Below are 19464 nucleotides of genomic sequence, written 5' to 3'. Positions count from 1 at the left end.
ATGCGACGTTACCTGATTCCCTTCATCATCTTTTTGGTGCTGCTGGTTTTTCTGGGAATCGGCTTACAGCTGAAGCCGCGTGAGGTTCCCTCGCCATTTATTGGTAAACCTGCTCCGATGTTTAATCTACCAGTGCTTGGTAAAGAACAAACAAGTTTTTCTCCTGATCAGATGAAAGGACAGGTGTGGATTCTCAATGTCTGGGCATCTTGGTGTGCTGCCTGTCGGGACGAACATCCTTTACTAGTTGACTTTGCAAAAACTCAGAGCACACCTCTGATTGGGCTTGACTACAAAGATAAGCCTGAGGCGGCGCAAGCGTGGCTCAAGCAATTCGGCGATCCGTACCAACTCTCAGTATCGGACATTAAAGGTCAGGTTGGAATTGATTATGGGGTCTATGGGGTTCCTGAAACCTTTGTGATTGATCGCTCTGGCGTGATTCGCCTCAAACACATCGGGCCACTCACCAAGGATGCGATCGAGAAAAAAATTATCCCCTTGATTGCCAGCCTCTAATCATGAAACGCCTCTCTATTCATTTAACTGGACTCTTGCTTAGCTTTGCTATTCCCGGCCTGGGTTTTACACAAAGCAATACAGCCCCCTCGGTCTCCGATAACCCAGCGCTTGAGAAGAAAGTTCTTGAGGTCTCGAATGAACTGCGCTGCCTAGTTTGTCAAAATCAGACGATTGCAGATTCTAATGCCGATCTTGCGGTGGATCTCAAAAACCAAGTTCGCCAACAGCTAAGTGAGGGGCGCTCCAAACAAGAGATTTTGAAATACATGACCGAACGCTATGGGGACTTTGTGCTGTATAAGCCCCCCTTTAATGCAGCGACCGTAATGCTTTGGGTTGGTCCATTTTTACTGATGCTGCTTGGTCTCATTTTATTAGTTCGCCAAATTAAGCAACGCAAACAAGAGCTGTCTCAAGAAACGTTTTCGGCTCAAGAAATTGAGCGCGCTAGACAACTGCTAGACCGCAAACTAGGAAACCAGTAATGACTCTTTTCATCCTGATTGCTGTATTGATGACCGTAGTTGCGGTTTTACTGATCATTATTCCGTTTCGTAAAAGCAAGCTTAATACTGAAAAAATTAGCCTCGAGCAAGATGAGAATATTGCCATTCTTCGAAATCAATTGCGTCAATTTGAGCTTGATCACCAAGAAGGTCGAATCACCAAAGAGCAACTAAATGAATCACGTCTAGACATTGAAAAACGCTTACTCCAGGAGGAGCGGGCGATCGCTGCTGATCAACTTGTCTTAGATGGTGAGTTGCATCAACGTAAGAAAAAATGGTCGACCATTTTCATTGCCACTACATTACCCATTGGGGCGATTGTTTTATACCTCTTGGTCGGCTCCCCATTGGCCCTGTACTTGCCAGAGGCTAATCAAGGCCAACCGCAGCTGACGCAACAAGATATTGAAGGCATGGTTGAGCGTTTAGCTCAACGACTCGAGAAAGAACCTAATAACGCTGAGGGCTGGCAAATGCTGGGGCGCTCATATGCTGCATTAAACCGGATGGCAGAGGCTCGGGCGGCTTATAAGAAGGCATTGGAACTCAACCCCAATAATGCCCAGCTCTTAGTGGACTATGCCGATCTCTTAGCGTTTGAGAATAAGAGTATTCGGGGTGAACCGATGCGCCTGGTGCAAAAAGCCCTGCAGATCGACCCCAATAATCTCAAAGCCCTTGCTCTTGGAGGCACCGCTTATTTTGAGATGGGCGACTATAAAAAGGCTGAAGAATATTGGGCGAAGGCAAAAGGCTTGGTTCCTGCCGATAGCGAGTTTGCACGTGGCATGGATGAAAACATCGCTGCAGCCCGCGCTGAGGCGGGCCAACAGAAAAAGAAGTAGAAACTAGCCTAAAACCAATACTGGCAATTTAGTGTGCACGATCACTGCGTGGGTTTCACTGCCGAGCATAATCCCTTTGAGGCCAGTATTTTTATGGGATGCCATCACAATCACATCTCCTTTTGATTTCTTGGCAGCTTCAATAATACCTTCGAACAGATTGACATGAAAAACATGGCGGGTATCAACCATTAATCCTTTACCTAATTTTTCAGTGGATTTAGCCAACACTTTTTTTGCAAAGGCCTCGCAGGTCTTTTTATGCTCGGTATCGGTAAACGCAACGCCCATCGTGCTATCGGCATATGCAATCGGAGGCAATGGATCAGACACATAAACTAAAGTAATTTTTGCCCCATCTGCTTTTGCTAACTCAGCTACTTTCTTGAGCGATTTCATACTCACATCGCCGCCATCAACGGGTACGATTAAATTCTGAAACATAGAGGCCTCCAACGAAATAATTGAAAGATATATACTCGAAGTACTATGTTAAGTCCGATTGACGTTCTGTGCGGCTGGTTCTGACCAAAATGCTCAAGTATTTCATCCCCTATTTTGCCTTCCTGCTTTGCCTCTTAGTGATTGATTTAATTTGGTTATTAGGAATTGCCAAAGGCCTGTATCGCAGTGAAATGGGCACCCTCATGTCCCCCAATCCCAATCTGATGGCCGCTTTAGGCTTTTATCTGTTGTACGGACTTGGAGCCCTAATTTTTGTGATTTATCCCGCCCTACAAAAGCAGGTGTGGCTTAATGCACTCATTTATGGGGCGTTTTTTGGACTCTTTTGCTACATGACCTATAACCTCACCAATCTAGCCGTGATTCGTGATTTTCCAAGTAAGCTTGCTCTGATTGATATCGCCTGGGGCAGTATTCTGACAGCAACATGCTCAGTGTTGGCCTATGGGATTACTCAGTGGTTGGGGAATTGGTTTAAAACCTAAAAACCCACAATGGCTTTCTTTCGACCAGCCATCCTTGATTCATTTAGCGAGTATTCGCGTCAACAGTTCTCACAGGATATATTGGCTGGTATCACGGTTGGAGTGATTGCACTGCCACTAGCAATGGCGTTTGCAATTGCTAGTGGCTTAAAACCCGAGGCTGGAATCTTTGCCGCCATTATTGGGGGATTGATTGTCGCCCTATTTGGCGGCACTAAAGTTCAAATTGCAGGGCCTGCTGGTGCCTTTATCGTGATCGTTTATGCCATTGTTGATCGCTATGGGGTTGCCAATCTCTTACTAGCCACCACCCTATCAGGTATTTTTTTATTTCTGATGGGACTGTTTCGCCTAGGAACTCTAGTTCGCTTTATACCGATTGCGGTGATTGTTGGCTTTACCAATGGCATTGCAGTTCTCATAATCCTCTCGCAAATTAAAGATTTCTTTGGTTTGCAAATTCCACAATTACCATCGCAATTCGTTAGCATGGTACAAACGCTCATTCATCAGGCCGCTACCTGGAGCCCAACGACCTTAGCTCTATCACTCTCAAGTCTGCTCTTTCTGATTCTATGGCGACTCTTTCATAAGCGCCTCGGAAAACTGGGGATCATTCCAGGGACCATTTGGGTTCTGGTACTTGCAACTCTGGTAACCACCATCTTTTCGTTACCAGTGGAGACGATTGGCACTCGATTTGGAGGTATCCCGTCTGGCCTTCCAAGCCCTCAATGGCAAGGAATTACCTGGGAGAGCGCTCAATTGGTGATTGCCCCAGCGATGACCCTAGCACTATTAGGCGCCATTGAATCCCTGCTCTGTGCTCGTATTGCCGATGGCTTGACGCATGAGCGCCATCGCCCCAATCAAGAGCTCATGGGCCAAGGAATTGCTAACTTTTTCATGCCTTTCTTTGGGGGTATGCCAGTTACCGGTACGATTGCCCGCACGGTCACTAATATTGAATCTGGCGCTAGAACACCAATCTCAGCAATTGTTCATTCAGCCACTCTACTGCTCATCATCGTATTAGCATCACCATTGGCAAAAAATATTCCCTTGGCATGCTTAGCCGCGATCCTCATCTTTATTGCTTGGAACATGGGGGATTGGAAAAAGTTCATCGATGTCCAACAATTTCGTCTGCCCTACCGCATCACCATGATCAGCGTGTTTTTACTCACAGTCACGGTGGATTTAACGGTTGCTGTGCAAGTGGGATTAATCTTGGCGTTCATCACTTTTGTATATCGAATTTCAAGTCTCTCACGAATTGAAAATGCGCCGATCACTGACTTTCCATTTCTTGAGGGTCAAGAGGATAAAGTGGCAGCGTATCGCATTTATGGCGCACTCTTTTTTGGAGCTATTCAGCTGCTTGAAAAAATCGAGCAACGGCTGCCGCAATGTGCGGTGGTATTGGATTTTAAGAATGTAATTTATATGGATGCGACTGGGATGGATAGTTTGATGGAGTTCATGCACCATTGCCAAACTCAGGGCGTAGTAGTTTATATCTGCGGCTTAAATCATCAAACCCATGATATTGCCCTGCGCTCTGGTCTTTACGACAAGATGAGTTCGGAGTATTTCTGCCATGACCTCGCTAGTGGACTTCAAAAAGCCAGAAATGCATTTTTGATAACTTAGCGGACCCAGCCCTTGCGACGTTCATAGATCACAAATAAGACCCCCCAAACTACGATCGAAGCATAGGCCCAAATCCAAGAAACTCGATCGGATTGGGATCCGGTGAGATCAAGCACAAAACCAAAAATGGCTGGGCCCAATAATCCACCCCCAAAACCCATCAGCGAATGTAAGCCCATTGCTGCTCCCTTGAGCTTCTCATCAGCGCTTGTTACTAGCCCCGCGGTCAACGTAGCAGAATCTGCCATGATAAAAATGGCATGACCAATTGCCAGTGCCAAAATAATCCAACTGGCATGGCCCATGGAGTAAGCGAGCGCCACTCCAAAAAAAGCACTGGTGATCATCACAATACACACCCATTGTTGGCGACCAACCTTTAAGGCAAGCTCGTTACCCAAAATCGAGGCAGGTACCCCAAAGAAATTAATGACTCCAGCAAGTGTCGTAGCCGCCAGAATAAATTGCTCGCCCGAAAGCTGGGTGCTAAGGATAAAAAAGGCAACTAACCAACTGCGCGAGGCAAAGAGCTCAAGTGAATGAACGGTATATCCGAGGATGTATCCTGAGGCATTGCGATTTTGCAAAACTTGTTGCCACTTCCGGATCGGAAAAATATTACGCCAATCAATCCTTATATTGTCTTGCCAGTGAGAATGACGTGTTGGCTGAATCAACACCAACACGATCAGGAGCGAGCATGCTGGACCCAAAGCGACCCAACGGTAAACATGATGCCAATCACCCAGATCGAGGATCCACCCTGAGATGACGTAGGAGAGGCCCGTGCCAACCCCAAAGAACGCGGTATAAAACGCAATATGGCGGGTGATTTCCCCTTGAATAGCTCGATCGGAAAGGATTTTGAGACCTGGCATATAGGTAGCTGCTAACCCAGCGCCGCTCACCATCATACAAGCGCAAGCGCTGATAAAGCCACTGGCGATAAAGCCCATTCCCAATTGACCCGCAATCGCCAACAAACTTCCAGTCATATAGATACGCCGCGCATCCATCTGATCGGTTAGCGCCGTGGCAAATGGCACCACCGCGATATAACCTACGAAGAATGCACTGGCAATTAGGCCGGATTCAAAATTAGAGAGGCCCCACTCGCCTTGCAAAGTGGTTAGGGTCACAGCATATGCAGCAAAGCCCAATAGAGCACCGACTTGGGCTACCAACATCCATGGTGTATTCCCTTTCAGAATGCTCATGACGATTTAATTACTGATCTTGCCGATTTGGAGGCTCTTGAAAACCATTGCGCCGAAAGGTAATCACCAAGGTGTCTCGATAGCCATGGGCTCCGATGGGTTGAATTGGTGTGGTCTCATGAATCATCTTCGCATCATTTAAAACTAAGGCTGTCCAAGAATCCTGCAAGGTAAACCGCAAACCAATCGAGCCTTGTGCTTCAAAAATACGGGTCTCCCCGCCTTTGACACCCACTCGATCCACCAAAATCACCACAACGTAGTCGACACCGTCGCGATGTGCTCCCTCAGGCGTGGGGCGACCGATACCATCACTGGTATCGATCCGAAAAGGATGGGCCTCAACATACCATCTTGGAGATGCAGGAAATAATTGCGAGATCCCCAGCATTAATTGTTGCCAAGTAGAGTTGTTCTGCAATTCGGGCTCTAGGGGCTCAAACCAACGCTCGATCCCGCCATGCAGAGCGTTGTAATCAACCGATTGCCAATGGGCACGATGGGGTGCTAATTCAAGAGTTCCTTGATGAAGCAGATAGCTCGCATGACGACGAAACCGATAGCGTCCCCCATCTTTTAAGTACGGATCGCGCGGCAGATCATTCCAATGGGTCTTCAATGCCCCCAGATCCTTGAGAGGGACCCTCACTAATTGGCTCAGGCTATCGGGGGATATCACCGCATAGCCCCGCTCTTGCAAGGAAAGTTGCAGTTGATCAAATGGGGTAAATGGGGGCGCTAACATTGAAATCTTATTTTGCCTGTTTTAACTGATTACGTACTAAAGCAATATGCGAACGGAGATCATAAAGTTCTTTTGACTGAATTAGGGATACATTGAGTCGCTCAATGCGTTTCTCAAGATCATTTAGCTCAGTCAACAAATGATCCGCATCTCTTGAAGATGCAAAGCGTTTTTCAATATTTTTCAAGACTCTATAGAGTCGGCCCAGCCGAATCTTCAAGCTTAGGTTCAAAATCGCAGGCAGATAGGCAAAAATGGGAAACAAAATGATGAGCAACGGGATCAAAATCTTGATGACGCGCTCAAGCCATACCGCACCCCAAAAAGGCAGATGTCGATAGAAAAATGAAGGGCCGTCTTTTAAGAAAATCTCTGCGTCTAAATCAATTGGAAAATCCAAGCCTTTACTGGAAGGAAACTCACCGGGTTTTTGCAAGCGCGAGTAATTGCGCAATATGTCATAGGAAGCACCTAGCAAAAGACTCACCGTAGCAGGATTGATATTCGAATGTGCTACTAAGGTTGCCGTGGGTGCAATCACATGAATATCTTCTTTTGGTAAATCATGTGCAATGCTCACAATGCCCCTTGGGACATCAACCCTCTTGAGAAAAGGCAGAACACGGGTGTATGCCTCTGCTTGATCAAAGTCCATTAGGCGAATGCCGGGTAATTGGTAGAAATCTTTCAATAAGGGCGCTTCGCCAGCAAGAACAATCATGGCAACGTCAATCTCCCCTTTGCGAAGCTGTGAAATCGCTTCATCAGGATTGAGGGTTAATAAATGAAGTTGCCTGAGCTCAATATCATTGAGTTTGAGAATCGCTCGGGAGAGTAAATTTGTGCCGCTCCCCTCATTACCGATTGATACTTTTTTTCCCTTGAGCTGATTCAATTGCTGTAAAGACCCCCCATCTTTGACAAAGGCCTCGGGTCGATACCAAACCCAAAGAGGTTCGTAGAAGAGTCCTGCCAATGCGGTGAGCTTTGAATACCGACTAGGGTCACCTACCCCACTCTGAATAATCGCTAAATCCACTCCCGATTTGGGATCTGCCATTAGCGCCAAGTTATCCGCACTGCCACCCGTATTCCGGATACGCAAGGTGATCTTTTGTTTTGCGAGTTCTGCTTGAAGTTGCGTAGCAAACTGATGATAGAGCCCCTCCGGAAAACCGGTAGCAATCGTCAATGTCTTGGGAGGCCCAGGCAGTAACAGCCAGATCGCCAAAAAGATACTGGCAATGATCGCGATAAATGCCGTCACCAAGTAGGCAGGTCGAGAGGCGATCTGATACAAAAGGTTCATGGCTTTATCATTCTATTTTTAACCATTATGCCCTGATTAAATCCATGCCAACGAACTCAAACTCTCTGCGTGTTGCTCTTGTTACCGGTGCCGGAACTGGTATTGGTAAGGCCGCTGCTAAAGCGCTGTTATCCGATGGATTCTCGGTCGTGCTTACTGGGCGCAATCTAGAACGTTTACAAAAAGCAATTAACGATATTGGTGGCAATGCTAGCAATTGCTTAGCGGTGGCGTGTGATGTCGGTAAACCTGAAGAAGTGAAATCATTATTCAGTAAGCTCAAAAATCAATTCGGCCGCATTGATGTACTTTTCAATAACGCGGGGATGGGCGCACCTGCGATCCCGATGGATGAACTCTCCTATGAACAGTGGATGAATGTCGTCAACAGCAATCTTTGTGGCGCTTTCTTATGTGCACAAGAGGCTATGCGGATGATGAAAGCCCAGTCACCACAAGGTGGTCGCATTATTAATAATGGCTCAATTTCAGCCCATGCGCCTAGACCCAATACCGCACCTTACACCGCAACTAAGCATGCAATTACCGGTCTAACCAAATCCATCGCCCTCGATGGCAGGCCATTCAATATTAACTGCGGTCAGATTGATATTGGTAATGCCGCTACTGAAATGACCGAGCGCATGGCCGCCGGAATTATGCAGGCTGACGGCTCGATCAAAGTCGAGCCGCGGATGGATGTCGATCATGTTGGACAGGCTGTTTTACAGATGGCCAAACTGCCGCCCGAAAGCAATATCTTGTTCATGACCATCATGGCAAGCAAGATGCCATTTGTTGGTCGCGGTTAGTCGTCTAGCGATAGCCTGCCTGATCCAAGATACGCTGCGCTGCTACTTGATTACGGCCAATGGCAGCGATCGATACTTTTTCGACTTGATAAGGTCCGAGCGCTTTTAAAGCAGGATTGTCGACTTTTACGCCCGCCACAACCGGCCATTCGTTATTACCATCGGCCAGATAGATCTGCGCCGCATCGCTGGCTAGATACTCTAAAAACTTAACGGCTGCTTGCGGATTGGGAGCGTTCTTGGCTACCCCTCCCCCAGAAATATTGATGTGCACACCACCGGCATTTTGATTGGGCCAAATATGACCCACTTTAGCAACCACCGCAATATCCTCAGGCTTGGTCGAGCGCATTAGGCGCGCTAAGTAGTAGGAGTTGGTTAAAGCAACAGCACACTCACCCGATGCAACAGCACGGATTTGATCGGTGTCGCCACCTTTCGGTGCGCGCGCCATGTTGGCAACCATGCCTTTGGCCCACTTTTCAGTGGCCGCAGAGCCATCACGCTCAATCAGAGCACCCACCAATGACAACATATAGGGGTGTGAGCCCGAACGAGTGCATACCTTACCTTTATTGATTGGATCAGCTAACTTTTCGTAAGTGTTCACATCCTCCGGCTTAATACGATCTTTGTTGTACACAATAATGCGCGCCCGAGTTGAAAATCCAAACCAGGTGGTTCCATCCGGATCAGCCTTAGCACGCAGGTTGGCAGGTATGCGCTGATCCAATACCTTCGACTGAATCGGCTTGAACATTCCATTGACTTGAGCGCGCCACAATCGTGCTGCGTCAACAAGCAAGATCACATCGGCTGGGCTTTTGGCACCTTCGCTATTCAAGCGCTCAAGCAAAGCATTGTCGTCTGCCTCAATCCGGTTAATCTTGATACCAGTACTTTTTGTGAAGTTGGCGTAGAGCGATTCATCGGTTTGATAATGACGCGCGGAGTACAAATTAAGAACTGTATTAGGCTCAGCCGCATGGCTAAGTGGGGCACTAATTGCAAAACCCAAACCAAGTACGAAAGATACCTTCTTGATTGAAGATGTGAAGCCTGAGCGAATTCCTTGCATGTCAAACCATTCCTATCAGCAATTACAAAGATTACATTGTAATACGAATGAGAATGATTATCAATAATATTGGTACTTATGTGGTTTTTTAACGTTTCTGAGCAATGGCCCTAGATAGCAAGATCACCGGTAAAAGACCAACCAAAACAATGCTTAAGGCAGGTAAGGCTAATTCGGCCAGACGCTCATCAGCTGCTAATTGATAGGTAGCGACTGCCAAGGTATCTAAGTTAAATGGTCGCAATATTAAGGTGGCTGGCAGCTCTTTCATGACATCAACAAACACAAATAACAAGGCTGTTAAAACACTGCGTCTTAGTAATGGCAGATGAATCCGCCAAATCATCTCCATCGGCTTGGCGCCCAAGAGCGCAGCGGTCCCATCCATCGCTGGGGTAATACGGGTCAGGCCAGTCTCAATACTTTGCAAGCCTGCAGATAAAAAACGAATCAGATAGGCGTAAACTAATACTCCAACGCTTACCGACATCAACCAAGCAATATCCAATAAACCCAATAGAGACAAAATACCGACTCCCAAAACTGCACCCGGCAAGGCATAGCCAACCGTAAGCAAGCGATTGACCCCTTGCAACGTTTTGCTTTGAGTGAGGCGTGCCGCATACGCCAAAAAGAGTGCGCAGAATACAGCCAATATCGCAGTGAACGCGGATAAGCTTAAGGAATTTTTTAACCACCCCCAATAGCGCGGATCAGCCTCTAGCCCCTGCTCGCTTAGAAGATCAAATAAAACTGCCATTGGCAAAACAAATGCAAAAAATAGGGTTAAGGCGCAGAATAAAAATGCGTAGAGCGCATGCGAACCGACTAAGCGTTTTGGGATCGCAGGTCGGGTATTCGTGTTAGCGAGGGCATAGCGTTGCCTGGCTCGATTATGGCGCTCCCAATAAAACACGATGAGGACAAAACTTAAGAGCATGAGGGATAGATGAACTGCAGCACTGCGGTCCCCAAACGATAACCAAGCCTTAAAAATGCCGGTCGCAAAGGTTTGCAAGCCAAAGTACGATACTGCTCCAAAATCGGCTAAGACCTCCATCAGTGCCAACGCAATACCGGTAAAAATTGCGGGTCTAGCCATGGGCAATACTAGCTTCATGAATGCTTGCACACTGGTGTACCCCAGAGTCTCGGCAACCTCCATAAATCGTGCACTTCGATCTAAAAAAGAGGTGCGAGCCACTAAGTAAACGTATGGATATAAACACATGGAGAAGGTCCAAATCGCACCTCCCAAAGAACGCGGATCGGGCAATGCCAATGAAAGACCTAAATTCTCACGCAACATAGTTTGCACAGGCCCTGCGTGCTGCAAAAAATCCACAAACAAATACGCCATCACATAGGCAGGAACTGCAAGGGGCAGGATCAAGGCCCATTCAAAGATTGCCTTTCCTGGAAATTGATAGTTCGCTACTAGCCACGCATTACCAACGCCCAATACAAAGACGCCGATACCAACGCCTAAACACAACAAGATCGTCGTGACAATGTAATCGGTCAGCACGTAGTTCCAGAGGTGGGTTAGCGTACTCTCGGCGACTATCCCATCGGATAGGATGGGGCTAGGTTGACCCAATAAAGCTGCCAAGATCAACCCTAGAATCGGAAGACTGAGGGCGAGGGCTAAAAGAATGGAGCTAGTGCGCATCGACTGCTGTGAAGGATCAAATAAATAGGTAGGTTATGGTGTTTTTATGAATTTTTATGATTCAATGCGAAAATTATAGGGATGAATTCCAATCCAGCCCTGATTTCCCTTGAAAACATTGCTATTGAGTTTCCAAAACAGGAAGGCTCAGGCTTTATTCGAATTGTGAATGGGCTCAGTTTCCAACTTCCCAAAGGGGATATTGCCTGTCTATTGGGCCCCTCCGGCTGTGGCAAATCTACGGTTCTACGCGCCATTTGCGGCTTTGAGCCCGTGCAAACTGGAGAAATCAAGATTTATGGCAAAACGGTGAGCTCACCAGGTATTCGAGTTCCACCAGCAGAGCGCAAAGTGGGGATGGTTTTTCAGGACTTTGCCCTCTTTCCACACCTAAGCGTTCTCGAGAATGTCATGTTTGGACTGCGCACGGGTACAACAGCAGAGCGTGAAACTGTTGGGATGCAATGGTTAGAACGCGTAGCACTTGCCGATAAAGCAAGCGCTTATCCTCATGAGCTCTCGGGCGGACAACAACAACGCGTAGCTCTGGCACGTGCAATGGCTCCCGAACCCGATCTCATTTTGCTCGATGAGCCCTTCTCCAACTTGGATATTGATTTGCGTGAACGTCTGGCTAGTGAGATGCGCGACATCCTCAAGGCCAATGGAGTTACCGCTCTTCTCGTCACACACGATCAATTTGAAGCGTTCGCAATTGCGGATCACATTGGGGTGATGAACGAGGGCAAAATTATTCAGTGGGATACACCTTATGACCTTTATCACAAGCCTAATACACGGTATGTCGCTGAGTTTATCGGTCGCGGGGTATTTATCAAAGGCAAAACCCAAGATGGTGGTGCCGTTGAAATTGAACTCGGTCAGTTACAGTTAGACCCAGGTGACGAACTAAGTCCTGGAAAACAAATTGATGTGCTCTTACGCGCTGACGATATTCAGCATGATGATGAAAGTCCGATGCAAGCTGAGGTTGTACGCAAAGCGTTTCGGGGAGCTGATTTTTTATACACCCTCAAACTTAGCTCAGGTCAAGAGGTATTTGCCTTTGTTCCCAGCCACCATAATCACGCCATTGGTGAAAAGATTGGGATTCGTTTGGGCGCTGATCACGTAGTGACATTTAAAAACTAAGCAACTACTCCGTTGGGGTTGGATTTTGATTGGGCTTGTTGCCAATCGATAGCAAGATCGCAATACCAATTAGTACAACCACAATACCAGCAAGCTGTAATGTGCTCACAGGCTCACTCAAGAAATACCAACCCAAGAATGCCGTTCCCACCGGGCCAATGGTGCCTGCCTGAGCGGTCAAGCTTGAGCCAATACGATTGACGGCCATCATGATAAAGAGCATGGGCATGAAGGTACAAAACAAGGCATTGACGAGAGCAAAGTAATACACCTCGGGCTGTTGTACAAAAAGTTGATCGGCCCCCAGAACGAGGGATTGAATACAGGTTGCGACCGTGGCTGATGCACTTGCAAGCGCAACCAGTCTGATGCTGCCTACACGACCGACTAGCTCACCCGCAAAAATTAAGTAGATCGAATAAACCACAGCCGCTAGAAAGACCAAAATACTGCCCAAGACAACGGCGCCATGCTCATTCAATTGAATATCGTGCATAAATACCATCACAATTCCTAAATAAGCAACGACCATTGCCCAATATTGCCTGCGAACAATCTCTTTTTTAAGAAAGAATTTTGAAAGCACTAAAACAATGGCTGGGGTCAAGTACAAAATGACCCTCTCTAAGCCTGCTGAGATGTAATGCAATCCTAAAAAGTCTAGATAGCTCGATAAAAAATAGCCTAATAAGCCAATCGCACAGACTTTAATTACATCTTTCCTAATGAGAGGCTGCGGCGATGTGGCTCTCTGGTTCCACCAAACTGCTAGCCAAAAGATGGGGAGTGAAAACACCATCCTCAGGGTGAGAACGACATCCGCAGTGGCACCATATTGGTAAGAAAATTTCACCACAATTGCCTTAGCAGCAAATAGGATGGCTCCTAGACTGGCAAGAATGATGGAGAGGTAAAAGCCTGACTGCACTAGCGCTTTCTAAAAATAGTCACCTATTCTTCCCATGGAAATCGTTGGCGTGATAATTCTTCCATGATCTCGCGCTTACTCATGGTGGGCTTGGGCTCAGATTTGATCTCAGCCTTGAGTTGGCTTGAGGATTGATCTTCCTCCTTTGCTTGATCAACTGAATTTCTATTGTTTGGCTCAGATGAATTCATGATGCTGAAATTGTAAAGCTATATCCGCAAGATACTGTTAATCAAAAAGTAAACTCCCAGCTTATTACGGCTACGCCGTCGGTTTCAGGAAGAAATCGATTGCCAAGGCAACTACTGGTGGCTCGATGCGGTGCGGGCCTTTGAATTCTAAAGAAGTTACGTCATAACCTGCGGCTTTAAGTTTGGTTACGTGAGGACGTGCACTAGTTTCAATTGACAATTGCTCATCTTCCAAACCGTGGGCGATGAAAATGCGGGGTGCGCCATTTTGTTGAAGGACCGACATAAAGCCTCCAGAAAATACGATCACATGACTTACAAAGTCGCCATTGGTCAGACCTACTGATAGTGCATAGCTGCCTCCGTCTGAAAACCCAGCAAATCCCAAGTGGGATGGATTAATAGAAAAACGTGAGGCTACTTCGTGCAATGCTTTGTCTAGCCGCTCTAGGTCTGGGCCATTACCACCCACAACCAAATCCCAAGTCGGAAACTGAGACTGCGGCAGTAGAAGCAAAAAGCCATGCTGACGCGCATGCTCGATCAAAAATGGCAGCACCTTATCAGCGCTGCCACCAGCACCATGAAACATCACAAGCAGAGCAACTGGGACTCCAGGCTGGAGACCTTCCGGTACGATTAATACTGTATCGCGCTCGCTAGCAATACCCAGGTTGTGACGACCAGCGGGCAAAGGTTCCTTGTCGGGTACAGTGCCAGGCCGAAAACTGAGCCGGCCCAGCAGCAAATCTCCAAGGAGGGATGTGTCAAACGTTGCCATCTTAGACGGATTTGCTGATACTGCGAAAAGCCGCGCACTGAGCAAATGCATCTTCGTTCAGTAACAAATTCCTACCCTTGCAGAATTTGAGCGTCAGCTTGAGCAACTCCTTGATATCGCGGCCGCTGGCAGCTGGGTAAGTTACTATCAAGCGCTCAACTAGGTCATCAGACAGCTCGGTGTTGAACTGCTGCGCGAGCGATTTCCATAATTGTTTCGCCTGCTCTTGTGTCGGCGTCTCGAACTGGATGATAGCGATGCAGCGCGATAGGACAGCATCATCAATATCGGCTACGCGGTTGGTGGTCATGAACAGCAAACCGTTGAAGTACTCGAGGGTCCGCAGAAACTCGGCCACGATGGCGTTATGCTCCAGATCATTGTCGCGGCGGCGAATGTAGACGTCAGCCTCGTCGAGCAATAGCACCGAATCCCAGCGCGCAGCACGCCGCAGGATTTTCGAAAGGTTAGCCTCCACTGAGCTTGCCGTCACCCCGAGTTGACCAGAATGTACCCGGTATAACGGTTTTTCGACCACTTCGGCATAGACCTCTGCTGTCAGCGTCTTGCCAAGCCCAGGCGCCCCTTTACACAGAATGGTTGTCCCGCCTGACTTACCCTCGACAATGTCTTCCATTAGGAAGTTACGATCAGCGGTCAAGATATCAATCAAGTCGCGATGAGCATTTGGCAGAACGAGCTTGTCACGCAATTCTGGCTTATAACGATAAGCCTTCACATTTTGCACATGAGCCCATATGCTGCGGTGGTAATCCAGGTGAAATAGGTGTAGATAGCAATGCTGGGGAATCCTCTCAAAACCCTCGCTAATGCCGCTTGCTCGCCAGAAGATTGCGTCAGCGGTGGTATCGAAGTGGCGTTCCAGTAGCTCTTCATCATTGACGCATCGAGCTGTTGTACCGGCCTGCAGCCTCAGGCATTCGAGTTGTGGACGAGACCCTTCGCTAGACATCCAGACAGTGCCAGAAACAGTAAATTGCGCACCAAACTTCGGTTGCATTTGCATGAAATGTTTCAAGTGTGTCTCGTATTCGTTTTTGAATTCCACACATTCTTTGAAGTAACCATAGCCCGTCATCAATTCAGGAATCGTGCAATCCTGAATATCTTCGGCGTAAAAGGTGATACTGTTGGTCATGCCGGTGCGCCTTAACCTCGGATCGTTAATTGGCTCACGATCTGCGGCCTGCAAGGTATTCGCCAGAAGGCCGATGATGACGTAAGCTGCACCATCGACAGGCTGTACATAGCGCATCGAATGGACGAGCCAGGGCAGCAACACACCATCCTTGCCAAGTTTGTAGAGCCAGCCATCGATCATGTCGCGCGACAGCCAAGCGATCAGACCGGGGATCAGATGCTCCAAGCTTGGGATTTTTCGGGCAGCCGGCGCAGCATGGATATTGTCCAGCGCAATCATTTGGAACATCAGCTCACGCTCGTCGGCCGTGCGGCACAGGCCGTAGAGCGTGTTCAATGAAGTGGCATCGAAAAGACGGCTGGATACCACACGTTTACCACGGGAAAGGCCGTACTCGCTAAGCCGCTTCGCGAGGAGCGTATCCCCATCGATCATTCCAAGAAGCGTATTGGCTAGGGTTTCTGGTATTTCGAATTCCATGTGCTCCTTTTACTCTTCTACTCGTTGAATAAATCATAGAAAGCAAGGTCTGAAATATGATTGACTGCAGTCAATGCAAGCCAAAATTGGGTCTATTTTAGGCATGGTATATGCCCTAGTAACACTCAAAAAACAAAAACCCCAGGATTACTGATGAGGGTTTTTGTATTCTAGTGGGCCCACCGGGACTTGAACCTGGGACCAAAAGATTATGAGAGCAGACAACCAAATAAAACCATTAGGATTTCAAGAGCTTACGTCTCCTGTTTATTGGTGTGTGAGTATTTGTGTGATTACTTTTAGGTTTATTTATTAAATTCAATCACAGCACCTTCGGGAGCAATAACAACCGGCCCCTTAGACCAGCCTTTTAGATCAACTAGGACATTTTTATTATTGCGAATTCTTGATTGCCCAGTTGCCTCCATACCAGTAGTGACTGCAGTGAAAGTGCCTGCAAAATCAGATGCCTTGTTGAGGTTATAGACAGTCGCATCGGCAACGAGTTGGGCTGCGCCAATTTGGTTTTCATTTAAACCAATTCCTTTGACTGTAAACGGATATTTTTTACCTTGGTAAGTTAGAACGCCACTGGCATTACTCACTTTTTGTCCGGAACTTAACGCGTATACCTTAAGATCAAATGTAGCGGTCGCCGATACAGTAGGCGAAGGAGCGCTGCCTTGCGCATTCGCAACTCCGATGGCAGAACAAAGGCTTACTGCCAAGGATACAACCACTACTTTAAGGCGATTCATAGAAATTCTCCATTTATATAATTTAAATTAATCACTACATGGGGTGGATGTGTTTTATTAACTCCAAAAACTATATCAGATGCTAATGCAATTAATTTGGATGTATCGCAAGAGCTAAAAAAATACCAACCCGAAGATTGGTATTTTCATTTCTGGTGGGCCCACCAGGACTTGAACCTGGGACCAAAGGATTATGAGTCCTCTGCTCTAACCAACTGAGCTATGGGCCCCTAAGACTTCATCAATCTTCTTCGAGGAAGGTTTTCAACTTATCACTGCGGCTTGGATGACGCATCTTACGCAATGCCTTCGCTTCGATTTGACGAATGCGTTCACGCGTCACATCAAACTGCTTACCAACTTCTTCGAGGGTATGATCGGTACTCATCTCAACACCAAAACGCATCCGCAATACTTTTGCCTCGCGCGGTGTTAAGGAATCAAGCACATCCTTCACTACATCGCGCATCGAGTCATGCAGTGCGGCCTCGGCAGGTGCCAAGGTATTGGAATCTTCAATGAAGTCGCCCAAATGTGAATCCTCATCATCGCCAATCGGGGTTTCCATAGAAATCGGTTCTTTTGCGATCTTCATGATCTTCCGAATCTTGTCCTCTGGAATCTCCATCTTCTGTGCCAAGGTTGCAGCATCGGGCTCATGACCAGTCTCTTGCAAAATCTGGCGACTAATGCGATTCATCTTATTGATGGTCTCAATCATGTGCACCGGAATACGAATAGTTCTAGCTTGATCCGCAATCGAGCGAGTAATTGCCTGACGAATCCACCAGGTCGCATAAGTAGAGAACTTGTAACCACGACGGTACTCAAACTTATCGACTGCTTTCATGAGGCCAATATTGCCCTCTTGAATCAGATCCAAAAACTGTAAGCCACGATTGGTGTACTTCTTAGCAATCGAGATTACTAAGCGCAAGTTTGCGACCGTCATCTCGCGCTTCGCTTCCCGCGCACGCTTCTCACCGGCAATCATTTGCTTATTCACTTCTTTGAGCTCATTGAGCGGTAAGACCACTTTGGTCTGAATATCGATCAACTTTTGTTGTAGCTCTTGAATCGCTGGGACATTGCGCTCTAAGAGAGCGCTGTAGGGTTTTGGCTCTTTGAGAAGATTTGCGGTCCAACGCAAGTTCATGGCCATTTTTGGAAATGCTTGTAGAACTTCGGCACGCGGGATCCCGATCTTATCAACCAGAATACTCACAATGCCACGCTCAAGCTTCCATACTTCATCGACTTGGGCACGCATGGTGTCACAGAGCTTTTCAACACTCTTTGCTGTTAAGCGAAAGCCAAGTAACTCGTTTCGAATCGCGTCTTGCGCTTTTAAATAACCAGGTGAGTTATAACCATCGCGGTCATGGGCACGTCGCATCTTGTCAAACTGCGTCCGAATCACCGCAAACTTTTCAAGGGAACGTTGCTTGAGCTCTTCGAGTTGCTTCGCACTAGCAGTACTCGCGCCACCACCGCCACCTTCATCATCATCGCCCTCTTCGCCCTCATCCATCATCTCCAGATCCTCGGGCTCATCGGCAGCCATCGGAATATCTTCAGCATTAGGATCTACTAGGCCATCGACAAACTGATCGATTTCCATCTCTCCGGAAACGATCTTGTCGACATTGGTGAGGATCTCTGAAATGGTGACGGGGCAAGCAGAAAGAGCCATCACCATATCTTTGAGACCGGCTTCGATCTTTTTGGCGATCACGATCTCACCCTCGCGGGTTAAGAGATCGACGGTACCCATCTCGCGCATATACATGCGCACGGGGTCAGTAGTACGACCGAACTCCGAGTCAACGGTTGAGAGAGCAGCTTCAGCTTCTTCTTCCGCCTCTTCTTCCGAGGTTGCGGTAGGGCCATGTTCATTTAAGAGTAAGGTTTCTGCATCGGGAGCTTGCTCATAGACGGTAATCCCGATGTCATTAAGTAGGCCGATCAGAGTTTCAAGGGCGTCCACCTCTGACAATTCATCTGACATGACATCGTTCATCTCGCCATGAGTTAAGTAACCCTTGGACTTACCCATTTTGATAAGGGTCTTCAAACGTGCACGGCGTAACTCTTGCTGCTCTTCACTACCCAATTGTTGTGCAGCAAACTCTTTGAGGAGGGCCTTTTCTTTTGCTTTACGATCGCGTGCTTTTTGGCGATCGGTGCGGTTATCAATACCAGGCTCGCCCGCTACTTCGACCTTTGGTTTACGACCACGCGTCTTTTTAATCGGCTGACCATTTTCATCCAACTCAACCGCCGCCTCTTTGGCTTTTAACTTGGCGGCTTTTGCTTCGGCCTTGGCTTGTTCCTTCGCCGCCTTCTCTTGCGCTTTCTTCAGGGCTTTCTCTTCTGCTGCTTTTTTAGCCAATTCTTTCGCGGTCAGCTTTGGTGCCGCTTTCACTGATTTAGCACTTGGCTTGGCAGTCTTTGCTGTCGGCTTTACAGTTTTGGAAACCACTTTTTTAGCTGGCGCCTTCGTTGCTTTACCCGCTGGTTTGCTCACTTTTTTTACTGGAGCCTTGGCGGGCTTCTTAGCAACCGCTTTTGCTGACTTCTTTGCAGGAGCAGCAGGCTTTGCTTTTTTAACCGGTGCCTTAGCTTTAGGTGCCGGTTTTGCTAATTTTTTAGGAGCGACTTTGGAAGCTGGTTTTTTCATGGATATCTTTGCAATCGATC

At 47.5% G+C, this 19464-nt stretch carries 19 protein-coding genes and 1 tRNA gene; 7 read left to right on the top strand and 13 right to left on the bottom strand.

Annotated elements, in window-relative coordinates:
- From QUE66_RS01945 to ccmI, 3 genes are read left to right on the top strand one after another with little or no spacing between them, the layout of a single operon-like run.
- Complete coding sequence (locus QUE66_RS01945; protein ID WP_286224142.1) at positions 1-519, top strand: DsbE family thiol:disulfide interchange protein; 519 nt, start codon at positions 1-3, stop codon at positions 517-519.
- A 2-nt stretch (positions 520-521) separates the two neighbouring features.
- A complete protein-coding gene (locus QUE66_RS01940; protein WP_286224141.1) occupies positions 522-1007 on the top strand; it encodes a cytochrome c-type biogenesis protein in 486 nt (161 codons plus the stop codon).
- Entirely contained in the window at positions 1007-1876 is an 870-nt protein-coding gene (gene ccmI, locus QUE66_RS01935) for a c-type cytochrome biogenesis protein CcmI (protein ID WP_286224140.1), read from the top strand. The genes QUE66_RS01940 and ccmI overlap by 1 nt, the downstream gene beginning before the upstream one ends.
- A gap of 3 nt (positions 1877-1879) precedes the next feature.
- Here the strand turns inward: ccmI and QUE66_RS01930 are convergent, their stop codons facing one another.
- A complete protein-coding gene (locus QUE66_RS01930) occupies positions 1880-2320 on the bottom strand; it encodes a universal stress protein (RefSeq protein WP_286224139.1) in 441 nt (146 codons plus the stop codon).
- 89 nt (positions 2321-2409) lie between these two features.
- Here QUE66_RS01930 and QUE66_RS01925 point away from each other — a divergent pair, with 89 nt between their 5' ends.
- On the top strand, positions 2410-2826 hold the full coding sequence (locus tag QUE66_RS01925) for a DUF2177 family protein (RefSeq protein WP_286224138.1): 417 nt from the start codon (positions 2410-2412) through the stop codon (positions 2824-2826).
- Positions 2827-2835: 9 nt separating this feature from the next.
- Positions 2836-4479, top strand: a complete 1644-nt coding sequence (locus QUE66_RS01920) for a SulP family inorganic anion transporter (protein WP_286224137.1) — start codon at positions 2836-2838, stop codon at positions 4477-4479.
- Here the strand turns inward: QUE66_RS01920 and QUE66_RS01915 are convergent.
- From QUE66_RS01915 to QUE66_RS01905, 3 genes are read right to left on the bottom strand one after another with little or no spacing between them, the layout of a single operon-like run.
- Positions 4476-5696 (bottom strand): MFS transporter, encoded by a 1221-nt coding sequence (locus QUE66_RS01915; RefSeq protein ID WP_286224136.1) that lies wholly within the window; start codon positions 5694-5696, stop codon positions 4476-4478. The genes QUE66_RS01920 and QUE66_RS01915 overlap by 4 nt on opposite strands.
- 10 nt (positions 5697-5706) lie before the next feature.
- On the bottom strand, positions 5707-6441 hold the full coding sequence (locus tag QUE66_RS01910; RefSeq protein ID WP_286224135.1) for a 2OG-Fe dioxygenase family protein: 735 nt from the start codon (positions 6439-6441) through the stop codon (positions 5707-5709).
- Positions 6442-6448: 7 nt separating this feature from the next.
- Positions 6449-7750: a TAXI family TRAP transporter solute-binding subunit gene (locus tag QUE66_RS01905; RefSeq protein ID WP_286224134.1), complete on the bottom strand. Its 1302-nt coding sequence runs from the start codon at positions 7748-7750 to the stop codon at positions 6449-6451.
- 44 nt (positions 7751-7794) lie between these two features.
- Between QUE66_RS01905 and QUE66_RS01900 the strand changes: the two genes are divergently transcribed.
- Complete coding sequence (locus QUE66_RS01900; protein WP_286224133.1) at positions 7795-8562, top strand: SDR family oxidoreductase; 768 nt, start codon at positions 7795-7797, stop codon at positions 8560-8562.
- Positions 8563-8566: 4 nt separating this feature from the next.
- Here QUE66_RS01900 and QUE66_RS01895 read toward each other — a convergent pair whose 3' ends face one another.
- Together QUE66_RS01895 and QUE66_RS01890 are read right to left on the bottom strand one after the other, a co-directional pair.
- On the bottom strand, positions 8567-9640 hold the full coding sequence (locus QUE66_RS01895; protein ID WP_286224132.1) for an extracellular solute-binding protein: 1074 nt from the start codon (positions 9638-9640) through the stop codon (positions 8567-8569).
- 88 nt (positions 9641-9728) lie between these two features.
- Entirely contained in the window at positions 9729-11312 is a 1584-nt protein-coding gene (locus QUE66_RS01890; RefSeq protein ID WP_286224130.1) for an ABC transporter permease, read from the bottom strand.
- An 81-nt stretch (positions 11313-11393) separates the two neighbouring features.
- Between QUE66_RS01890 and QUE66_RS01885 the strand changes: the two genes are divergently transcribed.
- Entirely contained in the window at positions 11394-12464 is a 1071-nt protein-coding gene (locus QUE66_RS01885; RefSeq protein WP_286224129.1) for an ABC transporter ATP-binding protein, read from the top strand.
- Positions 12465-12468: 4 nt separating this feature from the next.
- Here the strand turns inward: QUE66_RS01885 and QUE66_RS01880 are convergent, their stop codons facing one another.
- The 7 genes from QUE66_RS01880 to rpoD all read right to left on the bottom strand — a co-directional run bounded on the left by QUE66_RS01880 (position 12469) and on the right by rpoD (position 19444).
- Positions 12469-13392, bottom strand: coding sequence for a DMT family transporter (locus QUE66_RS01880; protein ID WP_286224128.1), 924 nt, complete (start codon positions 13390-13392; stop codon positions 12469-12471).
- Between the two features lie 23 nt (positions 13393-13415).
- On the bottom strand, positions 13416-13583 hold the full coding sequence (locus QUE66_RS01875) for a hypothetical protein (protein WP_286224127.1): 168 nt from the start codon (positions 13581-13583) through the stop codon (positions 13416-13418).
- A 70-nt stretch (positions 13584-13653) separates the two neighbouring features.
- Complete coding sequence (locus QUE66_RS01870; protein ID WP_286224126.1) at positions 13654-14364, bottom strand: alpha/beta hydrolase; 711 nt, start codon at positions 14362-14364, stop codon at positions 13654-13656.
- A gap of 1 nt (position 14365) precedes the next feature.
- Positions 14366-16006, bottom strand: a complete 1641-nt coding sequence (locus tag QUE66_RS01865) for an AAA family ATPase (protein ID WP_286224125.1) — start codon at positions 16004-16006, stop codon at positions 14366-14368.
- A 305-nt stretch (positions 16007-16311) separates the two neighbouring features.
- Positions 16312-16764 carry a hypothetical protein gene (locus tag QUE66_RS01860; protein ID WP_286224123.1) on the bottom strand — a complete coding sequence of 151 codons (453 nt, stop codon included), beginning with the start codon at positions 16762-16764 and terminating at the stop codon, positions 16312-16314.
- Positions 16765-16917: 153 nt separating this feature from the next.
- Positions 16918-16994: transfer RNA gene (locus QUE66_RS01855), tRNA-Ile, on the bottom strand.
- Between the two features lie 11 nt (positions 16995-17005).
- Positions 17006-19444, bottom strand: coding sequence for an RNA polymerase sigma factor RpoD (rpoD, locus tag QUE66_RS01850; protein WP_286224122.1), 2439 nt, complete (start codon positions 19442-19444; stop codon positions 17006-17008).
- Between the last annotated feature and the right edge of the window lie 20 nt (positions 19445-19464).

The sequence above is a fragment of the Polynucleobacter sp. HIN6 genome (assembly GCF_030297575.1).
GTDB lineage: Bacteria > Pseudomonadota > Gammaproteobacteria > Burkholderiales > Burkholderiaceae > Polynucleobacter.
The sequence above is the reverse complement of the archived record's forward strand: the minus strand, read 5'-3'. Positions and strand labels throughout refer to the sequence as shown.

Excerpts from the sequence above, each read along its gene's own strand:
- QUE66_RS01945 (WP_286224142.1), top strand. The coding sequence starts at position 1 with ATGCGACGTTACCTGATTCCCTTCATCATCTTTTTGGTGCTGCTGGTT.
- QUE66_RS01940 (WP_286224141.1), top strand. The coding sequence starts at position 522 with ATGAAACGCCTCTCTATTCATTTAACTGGACTCTTGCTTAGCTTTGCT.
- ccmI (WP_286224140.1), top strand. The coding sequence starts at position 1,007 with ATGACTCTTTTCATCCTGATTGCTGTATTGATGACCGTAGTTGCGGTT.
- QUE66_RS01930 (WP_286224139.1), bottom strand. The coding sequence starts at position 2,320 with ATGTTTCAGAATTTAATCGTACCCGTTGATGGCGGCGATGTGAGTATG.
- QUE66_RS01925 (WP_286224138.1), top strand. The coding sequence starts at position 2,410 with ATGCTCAAGTATTTCATCCCCTATTTTGCCTTCCTGCTTTGCCTCTTA.
- QUE66_RS01920 (WP_286224137.1), top strand. The coding sequence starts at position 2,836 with ATGGCTTTCTTTCGACCAGCCATCCTTGATTCATTTAGCGAGTATTCG.
- QUE66_RS01915 (WP_286224136.1), bottom strand. The coding sequence starts at position 5,696 with ATGAGCATTCTGAAAGGGAATACACCATGGATGTTGGTAGCCCAAGTC.
- QUE66_RS01910 (WP_286224135.1), bottom strand. The coding sequence starts at position 6,441 with ATGTTAGCGCCCCCATTTACCCCATTTGATCAACTGCAACTTTCCTTG.
- QUE66_RS01905 (WP_286224134.1), bottom strand. The coding sequence starts at position 7,750 with ATGAACCTTTTGTATCAGATCGCCTCTCGACCTGCCTACTTGGTGACG.
- QUE66_RS01900 (WP_286224133.1), top strand. The coding sequence starts at position 7,795 with ATGCCAACGAACTCAAACTCTCTGCGTGTTGCTCTTGTTACCGGTGCC.
- QUE66_RS01895 (WP_286224132.1), bottom strand. The coding sequence starts at position 9,640 with ATGCAAGGAATTCGCTCAGGCTTCACATCTTCAATCAAGAAGGTATCT.
- QUE66_RS01890 (WP_286224130.1), bottom strand. The coding sequence starts at position 11,312 with ATGCGCACTAGCTCCATTCTTTTAGCCCTCGCCCTCAGTCTTCCGATT.
- QUE66_RS01885 (WP_286224129.1), top strand. The coding sequence starts at position 11,394 with ATGAATTCCAATCCAGCCCTGATTTCCCTTGAAAACATTGCTATTGAG.
- QUE66_RS01875 (WP_286224127.1), bottom strand. The coding sequence starts at position 13,583 with ATGAATTCATCTGAGCCAAACAATAGAAATTCAGTTGATCAAGCAAAG.
- QUE66_RS01870 (WP_286224126.1), bottom strand. The coding sequence starts at position 14,364 with ATGGCAACGTTTGACACATCCCTCCTTGGAGATTTGCTGCTGGGCCGG.
- QUE66_RS01865 (WP_286224125.1), bottom strand. The coding sequence starts at position 16,006 with ATGGAATTCGAAATACCAGAAACCCTAGCCAATACGCTTCTTGGAATG.
- QUE66_RS01860 (WP_286224123.1), bottom strand. The coding sequence starts at position 16,764 with ATGAATCGCCTTAAAGTAGTGGTTGTATCCTTGGCAGTAAGCCTTTGT.
- rpoD (WP_286224122.1), bottom strand. The coding sequence starts at position 19,444 with ATGAAAAAACCAGCTTCCAAAGTCGCTCCTAAAAAATTAGCAAAACCG.